15 protein-coding genes and 1 tRNA gene are annotated in these 12033 nt (G+C 67.4%); 3 read left to right on the top strand and 13 right to left on the bottom strand.

Annotation, left to right across the window (positions count from 1 at the left end; genetic code table 11):
* Positions 1-185 precede the first annotated feature (185 nt).
* Complete coding sequence (rfbA, locus tag ACM6LR_RS03050) at positions 186-1067, bottom strand: glucose-1-phosphate thymidylyltransferase RfbA (protein WP_414935993.1); 882 nt, start codon at positions 1065-1067, stop codon at positions 186-188.
* Between the two features lie 283 nt (positions 1068-1350).
* Here rfbA and ACM6LR_RS03045 point away from each other — a divergent pair, with 283 nt between their 5' ends.
* Positions 1351-1536 (top strand): hypothetical protein, encoded by a 186-nt coding sequence (locus ACM6LR_RS03045; RefSeq protein ID WP_414943106.1) that lies wholly within the window; start codon positions 1351-1353, stop codon positions 1534-1536.
* Positions 1537-1583: 47 nt separating this feature from the next.
* Positions 1584-1775 carry a hypothetical protein gene (locus ACM6LR_RS03040; RefSeq protein ID WP_414935991.1) on the top strand — a complete coding sequence of 64 codons (192 nt, stop codon included), beginning with the start codon at positions 1584-1586 and terminating at the stop codon, positions 1773-1775.
* Between the two features lie 52 nt (positions 1776-1827).
* Here ACM6LR_RS03040 and ACM6LR_RS03035 read toward each other — a convergent pair whose 3' ends face one another.
* The gene (locus ACM6LR_RS03035; RefSeq protein WP_414935990.1) at positions 1828-2319 is read right to left on the bottom strand and encodes a YajQ family cyclic di-GMP-binding protein; all 492 of its coding nucleotides are present in this window, start codon (positions 2317-2319) and stop codon (positions 1828-1830) included.
* Between the two features lie 119 nt (positions 2320-2438).
* Here ACM6LR_RS03035 and ACM6LR_RS03030 point away from each other — a divergent pair.
* Positions 2439-2520: transfer RNA gene (locus tag ACM6LR_RS03030), tRNA-Tyr, on the top strand.
* 131 nt (positions 2521-2651) lie between these two features.
* Here ACM6LR_RS03030 and ACM6LR_RS03025 read toward each other — a convergent pair.
* From ACM6LR_RS03025 to ACM6LR_RS02975, 11 genes are all read right to left on the bottom strand, one after another.
* Entirely contained in the window at positions 2652-4019 is a 1368-nt protein-coding gene (locus ACM6LR_RS03025; RefSeq protein WP_414943105.1) for a tyrosine-type recombinase/integrase, read from the bottom strand.
* Positions 4019-4207 carry a helix-turn-helix transcriptional regulator gene (locus ACM6LR_RS03020; RefSeq protein ID WP_414943104.1) on the bottom strand — a complete coding sequence of 63 codons (189 nt, stop codon included), beginning with the start codon at positions 4205-4207 and terminating at the stop codon, positions 4019-4021. The genes ACM6LR_RS03025 and ACM6LR_RS03020 overlap by 1 nt, the downstream gene beginning before the upstream one ends.
* A 239-nt stretch (positions 4208-4446) precedes the next feature.
* Positions 4447-5601: a DUF3631 domain-containing protein gene (locus tag ACM6LR_RS03015; RefSeq protein ID WP_414943103.1), complete on the bottom strand. Its 1155-nt coding sequence runs from the start codon at positions 5599-5601 to the stop codon at positions 4447-4449.
* Positions 5601-6476: a bifunctional DNA primase/polymerase gene (locus ACM6LR_RS03010; protein ID WP_414943102.1), complete on the bottom strand. Its 876-nt coding sequence runs from the start codon at positions 6474-6476 to the stop codon at positions 5601-5603. The genes ACM6LR_RS03015 and ACM6LR_RS03010 overlap by 1 nt, the downstream gene beginning before the upstream one ends.
* A 38-nt stretch (positions 6477-6514) precedes the next feature.
* Entirely contained in the window at positions 6515-7147 is a 633-nt protein-coding gene (locus ACM6LR_RS03005; protein ID WP_414943101.1) for an HNH endonuclease family protein, read from the bottom strand.
* A gap of 234 nt (positions 7148-7381) precedes the next feature.
* Positions 7382-9655 carry an FtsK/SpoIIIE domain-containing protein gene (locus ACM6LR_RS03000; protein ID WP_414943100.1) on the bottom strand — a complete coding sequence of 758 codons (2274 nt, stop codon included), beginning with the start codon at positions 9653-9655 and terminating at the stop codon, positions 7382-7384.
* A complete protein-coding gene (locus ACM6LR_RS02995) occupies positions 9655-10596 on the bottom strand; it encodes a hypothetical protein (protein ID WP_414943099.1) in 942 nt (313 codons plus the stop codon). The genes ACM6LR_RS03000 and ACM6LR_RS02995 overlap by 1 nt, the downstream gene beginning before the upstream one ends.
* Positions 10593-10799, bottom strand: a complete 207-nt coding sequence (locus tag ACM6LR_RS02990; protein ID WP_414943098.1) for a hypothetical protein — start codon at positions 10797-10799, stop codon at positions 10593-10595. Before ACM6LR_RS02990 ends, ACM6LR_RS02995 begins: the two co-directional genes overlap by 4 nt.
* A complete protein-coding gene (locus tag ACM6LR_RS02985; protein WP_414943097.1) occupies positions 10796-11116 on the bottom strand; it encodes a hypothetical protein in 321 nt (106 codons plus the stop codon). The genes ACM6LR_RS02990 and ACM6LR_RS02985 overlap by 4 nt, the downstream gene beginning before the upstream one ends.
* Positions 11117-11686 carry an RRQRL motif-containing zinc-binding protein gene (locus ACM6LR_RS02980; RefSeq protein ID WP_414943096.1) on the bottom strand — a complete coding sequence of 190 codons (570 nt, stop codon included), beginning with the start codon at positions 11684-11686 and terminating at the stop codon, positions 11117-11119.
* Positions 11686-11946: a hypothetical protein gene (locus ACM6LR_RS02975; protein WP_414943095.1), complete on the bottom strand. Its 261-nt coding sequence runs from the start codon at positions 11944-11946 to the stop codon at positions 11686-11688. The genes ACM6LR_RS02980 and ACM6LR_RS02975 overlap by 1 nt, the downstream gene beginning before the upstream one ends.
* Between the last annotated feature and the right edge of the window lie 87 nt (positions 11947-12033).

Genomic DNA, 12033 nt, shown 5'->3' with positions numbered 1-12033 from the left:
TCGAACTACCGCAACTACAGGACTAAACGCGGTAGTTGCGTGCGCAAGGACCGCAACTAGAGGACTACTTGCGTGGGGGCCGCCGACGTCAAACGGCGGTTGCCCGCCCACGGCCGCGAGCCCGGCGAGCTGCTGACCATGCCGGCCGCGCCCTTCGCCCTCGGCGGCACCTGCGGAGCACTTGATCAGCCGGTAGCGCCTTGCGTGCGCGCGACGTTCATCAGGTACTCGCCGTAGCCGGACTTCGCGAGCTTCGCGCCGAGCGCGAAGCACTCCTCCGCGTCGATGAAGCCCATCCGCAGCGCGACCTCCTCGAGACAGGCGATCCGGACGCCCGTCCGGTGTTCGAGGACCTGTACGAACTGGCCCGCTTCCAGCAGCGAGTCGTGCGTGCCGGTGTCGAGCCAGGCGAACCCGCGACCCAGATCGACCAGGGTCGCGCGGTCCTGCCGCAGGTAGGCGAGGTTGACGTCGGTGATCTCGAGTTCGCCGCGCGGGGAGGGCTTGAGGTCACGGGCGATCTCGAGGACCTGGTTGTCGTAGAAGTACAGACCGGTGATGGCCTTGTTCGACTTCGGCTTCTCGGGCTTCTCCTCGATGGAGAGGAGTTTGCCGTCGGCTCCGATCTCGCCGACGCCGTAGCGCTGCGGATCCTTCACCGGGTAGCCGAACAGGACGCAGCCGTCGAGCCCGGTCGCGGCGGCCTGCAGCCTGCTGGAGAAGCCCTGGCCGTAGAAAATGTTGTCACCGAGCACGAGCGCGACTTCGTCGTTACCGACGAAGTCCGCGCCGATGACGAACGCCTCGGCCAGCCCGTTGGGGGCGGCCTGTTCGGCGTAGCTGAAGCTGAGCCCGAACTGGCTGCCGTCACCGAGGAGCTTGCGGAAGTTCGGCAGGTCGGAGGGGGTCGAGATGATCAGGATCTCGCGGATGCCGGCGAACATCAGCACCGAGATCGGATAGTAGATCATCGGTTTGTCGTAGACCGGCAACAGCTGTTTCGAGATGGCCTGGGTGATGGGATGCAGCCGCGTCCCGCTGCCCCCCGCCAGCACGATGCCCTTCATCCAGCGCCCCCGCTTCGTAGTCGTCCGACCTACGACTTCACACTACCGGGTGGACCAGAACGCCGGGCCCTTCGCAAAGATCCGTTGGGGGCTCGACTAGGGTACTGGTGTCAGGCGTTTCTGCGCGGCCTTGAGCGCCGTGCTGCTGGTGGCCTGCTCGGCCGAACACGGGTCGCGTCGTCCCGCGGGCCGCGTCCGAGGGCCTACGTGATTCCTCCGGCGCTCCCATCCCGCCGCCCGGCCTGCGGAGAAGCACTCGGGCAAGGGGAGTGCGACGGTCACCATGGCCTGGCCGATGCGCCTGGGCTTCGTGACCTTCGACTGTCCGAAGTGCTCCGGGCACGTCGCGGTCGACACCGAGAACGAGCTGATCGTCAACGACAGCGGCCCATACAAGGGCACGCAGTGGATCAACGACATGCCCGGCTACCAGGCGAAGGCGTTCACGATCAAGGCGAACGCCGCCTGAACACTGACCATCACCGACGAAAGCGGCCTGCCCGTGCCGTCTTCTCTGTGCCCGACACCGTCTCGTCGGTCGCCGTCATCACCGAGAACAGCGGCCGCACCACGGTGTGGGTGCACGGCGACGACTTCTCGGATCTCCCCGTGAACCAGCTCGGCGACTACCAGGGCGACGTTCCCGTGCCCGGCCCCGCGTTCGTGTCGATCGGAGGGGACGGGACCTGGACGGTCACCGCGTCGTAGGCAGGACGAAGGCCACCTTCGGTGCTCCCGAAGGTGGCCCTCTCCGCTGGAATCAGCGGTAATTCGTGAACTGCAGCGCGATCTCGAAGTCCTTGCCCTTGAGCAAGGCGATCACGTCCTGCAGCTGGTCCTTCTTCTTGCCGGACACCCGCAGCTGGTCGCCCTGGATCTGCGCCTGGACCCCCTTCGGGCCCTCGTCGCGAATGAACTTGGCGATCTGCTTCGCCTTGTCCGACGCGATTCCCTGCAGGATCTTGCCGCTCAACTTGTAGATCTTGCCGGACAACGCCGGCTCGTCCGCCTCGAAGGCCTTCAGGGAGATACCGCGCTTGATCAGCTTCTCCTTGAACACCTCGACCGCCGCCAGCGCCCGCTCCTCGGTCTCCGACTCGATCGCGATCGCCTCCTCGCCGGACCAGTCGATCTTGGTCCCGGTACCCCGGAAGTCGAACCGCGTACCGAGTTCCTTGCTGGCCTGGTTCAGGGCGTTGTCCACCTCCTGGCGATCGACCTTGCTCACCACGTCGAAAGAGGGATCCGCCACGTGTTCTCACACCTCGTACTCGCTTGTCAGGAGCTTCCACCCTAGCCCTGTGTAACCCGGTTGACGGGCCCGCCACGGCCTTGGGTATTCTTTCATCTCGACCGGGCTTGCCCGGCCACGGCGAGTTGCCCGAGCGGCCAAAGGGATCTGACTGTAAATCAGACGGCTACGCCTTCGGGGGTTCGAATCCCTCACTCGCCACACCAGCAAGATCGGCCCCCTGACCAGCTAGAACAGGTCAAGGGGCCGCTCTTGTTATGTGCAGTTGTGTGCAGCTCTGCGCGGCTGTTGGCGGCTGGCCGCGCCAAATACGCGCCAAAGTTCTCCGGGGTCTACTCGCCACCAAGTGCCCTGGTCACGCGGTCTCGGGCGGCTTGCTCCCCGCCGTCAAGGCACTTCGCGTAGACCCTCAGCAGGACGGAGAGGCTGTGTCCGGCCCACTTGGCTACTCGGGTGGACTCCACGCCCCCGTTGAGCCACGTAGACACCGCAGCGTGCCGTAAGTCGTATGGGCGCTTCCCCAGAGGCCCAGCGGCCACCTCAGCCGTGAAAACCCGCTCGCGTGCCGTCGCCCACACCCGGCCGTAGACCGAGCTGCCGACACGACCACCGTCACGGGCGCCCCGGAACAGCCTGCCGTCCGACGCGGTCCCGAACTGCCGTAGGTGCTCGTGCAGTAGCGCGGTGAGTTGGGGCGCGCACGGCACCGTCCGCTCCTCCTCTTCGGCCCGGTGCTTGAGCGGCCCTTCTTCGGACGCCTCGCCGGAGTCCGTCCACTCCTGCCCGATCTCCGGGCGCGCCCTCCTCAGGAGGAGATCCCCCCAGCCTTCTTTGGGCAAGGACAGGTCGGCCTTGTTCAGGCTCGCTACCTCCTCCGGGCGGAGAGCGGCGTAGTACATCAGCCCGTAGAACGCGACCAGGGGCGGACCCTGCTTCCCGACTGTGCCGACCGCTTCGAGCAGCATTCGCCCCTGAATCGGATTCACGACGGATTTCGGGTCTACCTCATGGACGACGAACTTTCGTTTCTTCATCTTCACGTCCTCGACAGGGTTCGCCGTCAGGAGCTTTTGCTCGGGGGACATTGCGTACTCAATCGCGTTCACCAGCGCAACGCGCCGAAGTCGCACGGTGTTCGTTGCTGCCTTCTTCCCGTCCAGCTTCAAATCCAGGGCGCGTAGAACAGTGCGCAACGTGTCCGCATTCGCTAGCTCGCCGACGTTGCGGCTCGCCTTCGCGGCGAATAAGAGCGCTTGTCGGACCTTGTCGGTTTGTGGCGCGTTCCTAGTGTTCAAGTTGAAGGCGGTCTTGAGAGCCTTTCGTAAGGTCTTCGGGTCGCATGGTGCCTTTCCTTTGAGCATGGGTACCGTGATTGTCATCAGGGATTCGGCGAGAGACGCGCGGTACTTGGGTGACGACTCCGGCCACTTCATGTCCGCGTACTCGCAAGCAAACGCAAACCAAGATTTGACCTCGGTTGCGCGAAGCATTGAGACCGGTAGCCCGCTCTGTGTGTCGAACGCTTCTCCCTCGCGTGCGGTGGTGAGCAGCTTAGAACGGAAACTGTCGGCGAGTGCGAACGTGTCGAAGCTTTCGCCGAACTGTTCACCAGCAACTACCCAGCGGGCTCGGTGCGTCGTCTTCCGCTTGCCCTCGTACTTGTAAAGCGTCCAGATTCGGACGTCATGTGTGGTCGCCATCAGGCAGCAGCCTCCTCGCACGTGTCCAGAAAGCGTTCGTACTCGGAACGGCGGATACGGAGGTCGCCGTTCGGCAGTTTCAGGCAGCTAGGTCCGCGCCCGGTAGCGCGCCACTGCTGGAATGTCCGACGTGAGATCTTCATTTCGGCGCAGAATTCGGCGACTGTGAGCCAGTTCGTGGTGGCCATGATGGCGGGTTCTCCTCGCGCGGTGGTGCGTGCTGGTGGCGTGCGCGATGGGCATGGCGGTCTCCTCGGTGGCTTGAGCGGGTGTTGTCGGTAACTTCGGTTACCTCGGTAACTTCGCTGGTCAGACGGTTACCGAGGGATTTTCGGCTCGGTAACCTCGGTAACCGGGTTACCGCAGTTACCGCAGCGATTTCGGTGCGGTAACCGTCTGACCTGCACGGTTACCGGGGTTACCGCAGTTACCGGGATTCCCCGGTGTCGGGCGGTGGCAGGTAGCGGGTCCAGGCGTCGGCGAGCCCGGTCTCACCCGTAGTGCGGTAGCCCTTGGTGGTGGTGCCGTTGTGCTTGAACGCGTGGACCTCGACGCCGTACCGGCCCAGTTCCTTGGACAGGTGGCGGGCGTCGAACGGCTTGCCGTAGTAGTCGGCCCAGGGGCCTTCGTCCATCGCGTGGAGCGCTTCGAGGATGGCGGTGGTGGGCAGGCGCTCGGCCTGGTGTGCGGTGAAGACGTCCCGAAGATCGGCGAGCAGGCGGGTTCCGATGCTTCCGGCGCGGGGGTTGTTGTTGGCCACGAAGTGTTTGCACGCCTCGCGCGCCTTCTTCGGCCACTCGCCCCCGGCGGCGTCGGCGAGCGCGAGCAGGGGTTCCCAGATTTCGGCGGATCGGTCGGTGACGCCGTCGGGCATCTCGGGTTCCGCCTCGCCGACCTGTTCGGCGACGCTGTGGACCCAGTCGGCGAGCCGGTCCCGCAGGGGTTCGGCCTCGGCTTCGATGCGGCGGGTTTTGAAGGGTTCGACGGTTTCGCCGGGGGCGCGGCGTCGCATGTGGACGGTGATGGCGCGGGTGGTGATGGTGTCGGGCATGTGCCCGGCGATCCCCGCAAGGGCGGCGGGGGCGTAGACCTTGAACCGCTGCACTGCCATGGCCTTGGCGTCGCCGACACAGCGCGGGATCGTGGCGGAGCGCTTGTATCCGGCGTTGAGCAGGGCGCGCAGGTCCTCGGTGTTGCCGCTGTTCTTCGGGTTGAAGATGGCGTCCACCTCATCGAACAGGATCGTGATCGGAGCGGCGGACACGAGCCGGAACAGTGCGGCAGGGGAGGCGGACAACGTCATCTCCGGGGAGGCCACGAGGTACTGCGCGACCTCCAGGACACGCGTCTTCCCGCTACCGGGTTCGGCAGAGGACAGGATCAGGCGCGGGGTGATGTAGAAGTGCTCGGCGGCGTGGGTGTGGGCGTACCAGAGCGCGAGCATGGGCGCGCAGTGCTGCGAGGGGAAGACGTTGAAGCGGGACACGAACTCTCCGATCTGGTCTAGGACTTCGGCGCCGTCGGCGGATGTGGCGGTCGGCTCCAGGGGAGGCGACACCACCCGCAGCGCGGGCACGGTCATCAGGCGGCCCTTCCTCGGGTGACAGGGTTTCGGGCACCGGCGGTCAGCCCGGCGTCTACCACGCGGACGACTTCGCGGGCGTTGGGTGGCCAGTGGGCGGAGCCGATGAGGGTTTCCCCGGCGGCGATGAGTTCGGCGCGGGCGGTGGCGTGGTCGATGATCTGTCCGCCCACCTTGCGGCCGATGGTGTAGGCCGCGCTGGAGAGGACTTCGTTGTAGGCGCCTGGTGTGGCGTTGCGGATGCGGTCGCACTCTCCGGCGAGTGCGACCGCCCCGTAGCGGGTGGTGTCGGTGGAGCGGATCTCAAGCGGCCCTGAGTTGGCCGTGGAGCGCCGTTCCGCGCAAACCTGCACTAACCAGCCCGGCAGTTCGGCGGGGTCGGTGTCGTCGGCGAGGTCGTAGGCGCCGTTGGGGAGCACCGACCCCGGCCCCACCACGTATCCGCCTCCGGCCCGTGTGTCCACACAGGAGGTGAGCTGTCCCTGACTGTTGCGCAGCGTCGTCCCTGCCGGGGCGAGGTAGTACAGGTGCCGCCCACCGGACGGGGTGGACACGGTGTAGGTGTCCGGCACCGGTGCCCCGCGTTCGGCGGCGAGGTCGGCGAGTGCGGTCACGCCGTCCGGGCCGGTGTCGCCGTCCTTGGGCATGTCCAGGTCCACCACGACTAGCCGGGACGGGCCGGTGGCTACGCCGATGTTGTAGTGGTCGTCTGACCAGCAGCGGCGGATACGGAGGGGGTCGGTGGTGGCGCGGTTCTCCCAGTCCTTCACGGCGGGCTGCCGCTTGGTTCCCGGCGCGAGCGGGAACACCGCCCATCCCATCCCGGCGAGGTAGAGCGCCCAGTCCAAGAGCGGGTTTCCAGCGTGCGCGGTCATCGAACTACCTTCCACAGTGGACAGTCAGGGACAGTGGTTCAGCAGTGCTTGAGTGCGGCGGCGATGGCGTCGTGCTCGGCCTTGTCGACGCTCATCCGGTAGGTGGTCTTCACCCGCACCCAGTGCGTGACGTAGCCGCACTTGTCTTTGGCGGGCAGCCACTTGGCGGGGTCCTGGTCGCCCTTGGCGCGGTTGGACTTCGCGGTGACGGCGACGAGGACGGCCGGGTCGTTGGCGTAGCGGGTGCGCTGGGCTTCGGTCCAGTCGCGGGTGTGGGAGCGGGACGCTTCTTTGAGCGGCACCATGTGGTCGATGTCGACGGTTTCGGGGTCGGTGACCTTCACGCCGTCGTAGCGGCTGGTCCACTCTCCACTCAGGACCTTGCAACCTTTGCCGGTGGTGACGTTGCGGCCTTGGGTCTTGAGGGTGTCTTCGCGGCGGTTGCAGCCTTTGCCGACGCTGTCCCAGTGGGGCCAGTCGTCGCGGTTGTAGTGGGCTCCGGTGTCGACGGGCTTCACGGCGAGCTTCGCGAGCTGCCGGGTGGCGGTGGTGGCGTCGAGGCCGCTGGGGGTTCCGGTGGCGGCCGGTAGCTCGCAGCCGGTGACGAACAGGGCGGTGAGGGCGAGCGGGACGGCGGCGATGAGGGCGCGGCCGGTGGTGTGCGTGGTCAAAGCGAGTCCTAACGTTGGTGACTGTGTGTGCCTGTCGGAGGCCGTGTTCGGTCAGGGCTAGGGCCGGTGGCGATGGCGGCTAGCCGGGGGTTTTCGGGGGTTTCCGCTGGTCGGCGCGAGGGTGGTCTAGGTCCCTAGAGTCCTGGTCAGAAAGTCGCGGGGTTCTAGAGTGGGGGTCTAGGTCTAGGGGCGCTCCGGTCTAGAGCGCGGCGCGCCCCTAGCCCTAGATTTTTGTCACGCTCGGTTACTCTTGGCTTTGGTGAGGGCGTCGCGGGTGTAGCCGTTGCGGTTGCTGCCCTTGCCGGATTCGGGGTCGGTGGCCCACACCTGTCCGGGCTTCACCCCGTCCGGCTTGAGCGCCGTGGCGAGCGCGGCCGGGGTCCACTTCCCGTAGGTCGACGGGCGCAGCTCGGCGAGCCGGGACACGATCACATCCGACCAGAGCTTCTCCTCACCCTTCTCGAACACCGACAGGACGTCGGCGAGAGTGTCCAGGCGGGCGGCGTCGAGGTCGATTTCCACCCCGGCGGCGTAGCCGGTGATGTTGCCCAGGGCTTCACGGCGGGCGCGGGCACCGGCGGCGATCTTCTTGGCGTCGGTGGCGTCCTTGTAGACGCTGCGCACGATCTTGGCGTCGTCGCCCTCACCGACCAGGTAGCCGATACCCCGGTCAGATCGGGCGAACATCGTTGCCCGGACACCGGCCTTGTGCTGTCCAGTGCCCAACACCATGTCGTTTTCGGTGTGGCCCTGGACTTTCAGGCAGTACCGCAGGATGGCGTTGGCGGAAATGCCGGTGGGCAAGGACTTCGCGTCCGGCCGTTGGGTGGCCAGAATCAGGATGATGCCCAGGGCCGGACCGCGTTTGGCCAGGTCCACACAGATTTCCTCGAACTCGGCACCGTACTTGTCGTGCTCGAACCACACCTGGCACTCGTCCACGCCCACCACGATCGGTGCGAGCCGCAAGTCCTTGCGGGCGGCCAGTTCCGGGGTGACCTTGTTGTCCGGACACACCGATTCCGGCAGACCACGGATCACCTTGGTGCGGCGGCGCATCTCCTCGCGCAGTTCCCGCATCTCCGCCAGCATGCGTTCGACGTCTTCGGCTTCGTCGCCGACACCGTAGGCGTGCGAGCACGGAGCGAGCGGCGACAGGTCACCGGTGCCCTTGAGGTCGTAGGAGTACAGCACCGCGCGCGGGTCGAGGGCGGCCATGAGCAGCAGCTCCCGCAGGGTGACCGTCTTCCCCATCCGGGGCACCGCCCCGATGATCACGGACACGAACATCAGCGTCACGTCCACCCACCGGCCGCGCTGGTCGGTGCCGAACGGCTGGGGCTTGAACAGGTCCACCGTCACGCCCGGCTTCGCCAGCGGCCACGGCTTCTGGGTGGACTTGGACATGTCCTTGTCCCCGACCCACAGCACCAGCCGTCCTTCGTGGACCTTCGCGTCACCCTCGGGCCACACACACCCGATCTGCCGACGCAGCGCAGAAGACAGCTCTTGACGCTTGGCGATGACGTCGCCCGCCGGAACGCCCGACGGCAGGTTGACGTCAGCGCGCCAGCCGTCGCCGTCTCGGGCGATGGGGCTGGGGAACTCGATGCGCTTGCCCTTGGCGATGGCCTGGTTCAACGCGCCGATACCGAGCGAGGACAGGGCGTCCTCGACCATCGCTGACGTCATCTTCGGGGTCTTGCTCTGGTCCACGGCGCGACCGGCCACCGGCTTGTCCTTCGGTGCCCCGAACCAGCCCACCAGCGTCATGGCGAGAACGAGGCAGGTCCAGTTCCAGAACGGGGTGACGTAGGTGATCGCGAGATACACGATCGCGATCAGCACGAGCAGCCCGACCATCACCGGCGCGATCCGGCGGCGAACGGTCTCGTTCCGGACGGCCAGTAGCTTGAGGTAGGCGTCTTGGTCGTTGCGGTCGCGGGCGTTCATGCGCACCGGCTTCGACTCGGCGTCGTACACCCAGCGGTGTACACGAACGGTGCCCCGGCGCAACGCGCCCGGAGCCTTCACGATGGCGCTCGGGACGTACACGGGGACCCGCAGCGCGTGGAACGCGGTCTGGTGTCCGGCAAGCTGGACCAGGAACTTCGCGCGGGACTTGAACTCCTCGGCCGAGAGCAGCCACGACGCGACCAGCGGCCGGGCCTTGGCATCGGCGACGGTCTCCCACCAGGACTTCTTGACCTCCGGCGGGTCCACCTTCACCGTGGACGTGGCGGGCTCGGACTCCTCCACGACCTCGGCGTCGACGGGCTCGGTGTCGCCGGTGGCGGCGTACACGGGGCTGGTCTCGCGCGGGGTGGGGATTTCCTCCGGGGTGCGGGCGGTGCCAGGCTTGAACTCCACGACGTTGCCGTTCACGACACGGCCGTCCGGGCGGTCCTCGGTCTCCGGGTTGGTCTTCTCGGGCAGCGGGTTGGGCGTGTTCACAGAGTTGTCCTTCGCGGGCTCGGGGGTGGGGGTGTGGTCGGCGGTGGTGGACATCAGGCGGCCTCCTCCGAGTCGATGCGGACGGTGGTGGTCGGGACGCTCACAGGGAGCGCGGTGGGCGTGGTGCGGGTTTCGGCGATCAGGTCGTCGGCGACGTTCTTGGAGGTGCCGCGCGAGACCTCGGGGCAGACCTCACGCACCCAGGCCGGGGTGATCTCGATGCCGGGTGCCCAGGCGGCGCGGACCTCGGCGAGGTAATCGGCGCGCAGCTTGCGGCCCTGCTTAGCGGGGGCCTTGGTTGTGCGGGTGGTGCGGCGCGGGGTCCGGGGTGCCGGAAGTGCCGGCGAATCGGACACGGCTTCCTGGTCTGGGGTGTCGGCGGGTACGGAGGGGGTGACCTCGGCGGCCGGGGCGGTCTGCCCCCGCGTATCCGCCTCACCGGTGAAGGCGTGTCCAGCAGCCTTCATGACGGCCTCGGTGAGCTTGTCCCGCAGCACGGGGGCGGTTTCGGCGGCGAGGAACACCAGCACCGGAGGAACGGAGTGCAGCGCGACCCCCGCGACGTCGAGGTGGGTCCAGGACTTCCAGGTGTTCATCACGTAGGTGGCCAGGAACGCGAACCACTTCGTCCGGTGGGCCCACTTCCCGGTCTGGACCTGGTAGCGGGCGGTGATCTGCTCCGCCCGCAGGACGGCGACCAGCACGAGCGACACCATCGGGTCCAGCAGCCACGCCGACAGCCACGCCAGCGACCACATGTCCGCACCGGAGGCGGCGAAGGCTTGGACGTTGACCATCGTGAAGGCGAGACCGAGGAAGATCCCGACCCACAGCAGGACGTCGATCTGGGTGCGGACCTTCTCCACTCGCAGCGCGATCACGTCGGGGTGGTTGGCCAGACGGCGGACCTGTGCGGCGGACTCGGCGTCCTGGCGGAGCTTGTCCGCCTCCGACAGCGGCACGTGCCGTGCGTCCTTCATCTCGGTGGTGGTCATCGGTTCTCGCCTCCCTCGGGCGTCGTGGTCGTGGTGGCGATGGCGTGGCATCCACCGGTGCAGGCGAACACCTGTGAGCCGGTGGCGTCGGCGATCCCGACGGGGCGGGACGGGTGGGTGTCGGTGAGGTAGTCGCGGTGGCAGATCACGCACGCCAGGCCATCGGCCTGCACCGGCGAGAACCCCGTGAAGGTCGTGCTCATCGGCGTCCACCTCCCCGCGTGGTGGTGACAACCTCGGTGATGGCCATCAGCCGCACGATGGTGGCGGCGGCGAACAGGGCTGGGATGATGAGCGCGATCCAGGTGGCGGCGGTGTTGCCGATCTTCACGACCACGAGCCACTGCACGAACGCGATGACGGCGGTGGCCAGGATGAGCCGGATGGTGTTGCCGGTCATGCGGGTCACCTCCCGCACGCCCTTCTGTGCCTTGGTGGCGGACTTGCGCCCGGCACGCCACACGCTGAACACACCCACCAGCGCCAGGCCGCCCAGGATCATGAGGGTTTGCGTGGACATTCAGGCCACCACCTTCGGGAACTCGTCACGGCCGGGCCGTGCGGAACGGATCGGAATCACCGGCGCCAACCCGGCAGGACTGAAGCCGCGGTAAGGGCTGGGGCCTTCGTGCGGCGCGAGGACCGGGGTTCCGGCCACGTAGTCGTGCAGGTAGGAATCCGGTTCGAGCCCAGCCCGGTACCGACACGGCTCACACATGCGGTCGGCCTTGGGCAACTCGGCCCATCCGGTCTCGCCGCACTGGCGGCAGGTGCGGCGGGCGGCCATCGCCTTGTCTAGCGCTGCCTGCCGGGCCGGGGTCATCGGCCGAACGGGCTTCGCGCCGTCGATCAGGAACAGGTCGGCGTGGACCTTCTTCCCTGCACGGGCGCACCGGAAGTACAGAACGGCCACCGGGTCCTGACCACCCGGACGCAACCCCATCGCCCGCAACTGGCGGCGGGTCGCGAGCTTGTCGGTCGGGGCGATGCCCCAGGACAGCAGCGGCAGACCGTCACACGTGCCACGGGTGAACTCCTGCAAGTCCGACCACGGCACCGGCCGCAGCGTCCACGGGTACTGGCGGGCCATCAGCGCACACCCCCACCGGCCACGATGGTGACGGCGTCGCGGACCAGATCCAGCGCGAGAGTGCGGGTGGTGTCGGCGTCGTCCTGCCCACCGGCGGCGGCCAACGCGTCGGCCATCTCGAACAGCCACCCGACACGGTCCGAGAGCGGCGAGTTGGCCGGGTGCGGCCGGGTCCGCATCAGGTGCGCCACGACCTCGTGAGGAATCGGGGTGGTGACCGGGATCGCGGGCGAGAAGTCGGGGCCGTTGGTGCCTACCATGAGAGTCCTTCCCGAGTTACTACCTGTGTGGTGGTGGGGAGTCCCGGTCCGCGTGGAGCGTTCTTGGCGGTTCGAGCCGCGCGGGCC

The organism is Amycolatopsis sp. cmx-11-32 (assembly GCF_047608695.1).
Classification (GTDB): domain Bacteria; phylum Actinomycetota; class Actinomycetes; order Mycobacteriales; family Pseudonocardiaceae; genus Amycolatopsis.
Note: the sequence above shows the minus strand (reverse complement) of the source record. Positions and strands in the feature narration are given on the sequence as shown.

Coding starts and splice junctions, on each gene's coding strand:
- rfbA (WP_414935993.1), bottom strand. CDS start 1,067: ATGAAGGGCATCGTGCTGGCGGGGGGCAGCGGGACGCGGCTGCATCCC.
- ACM6LR_RS03045 (WP_414943106.1), top strand. CDS start 1,351: ATGGCCTGGCCGATGCGCCTGGGCTTCGTGACCTTCGACTGTCCGAAG.
- ACM6LR_RS03025 (WP_414943105.1), bottom strand. CDS start 4,019: ATGGCGACCACACATGACGTCCGAATCTGGACGCTTTACAAGTACGAG.
- ACM6LR_RS03020 (WP_414943104.1), bottom strand. CDS start 4,207: ATGGCCACCACGAACTGGCTCACAGTCGCCGAATTCTGCGCCGAAATG.
- ACM6LR_RS03015 (WP_414943103.1), bottom strand. CDS start 5,601: ATGACCGTGCCCGCGCTGCGGGTGGTGTCGCCTCCCCTGGAGCCGACC.
- ACM6LR_RS03010 (WP_414943102.1), bottom strand. CDS start 6,476: ATGACCGCGCACGCTGGAAACCCGCTCTTGGACTGGGCGCTCTACCTC.
- ACM6LR_RS03000 (WP_414943100.1), bottom strand. CDS start 9,655: ATGTCCACCACCGCCGACCACACCCCCACCCCCGAGCCCGCGAAGGAC.
- ACM6LR_RS02995 (WP_414943099.1), bottom strand. CDS start 10,596: ATGACCACCACCGAGATGAAGGACGCACGGCACGTGCCGCTGTCGGAG.
- ACM6LR_RS02990 (WP_414943098.1), bottom strand. CDS start 10,799: ATGAGCACGACCTTCACGGGGTTCTCGCCGGTGCAGGCCGATGGCCTG.
- ACM6LR_RS02985 (WP_414943097.1), bottom strand. CDS start 11,116: ATGTCCACGCAAACCCTCATGATCCTGGGCGGCCTGGCGCTGGTGGGT.
- ACM6LR_RS02980 (WP_414943096.1), bottom strand. CDS start 11,686: ATGGCCCGCCAGTACCCGTGGACGCTGCGGCCGGTGCCGTGGTCGGAC.
- ACM6LR_RS02975 (WP_414943095.1), bottom strand. CDS start 11,946: ATGGTAGGCACCAACGGCCCCGACTTCTCGCCCGCGATCCCGGTCACC.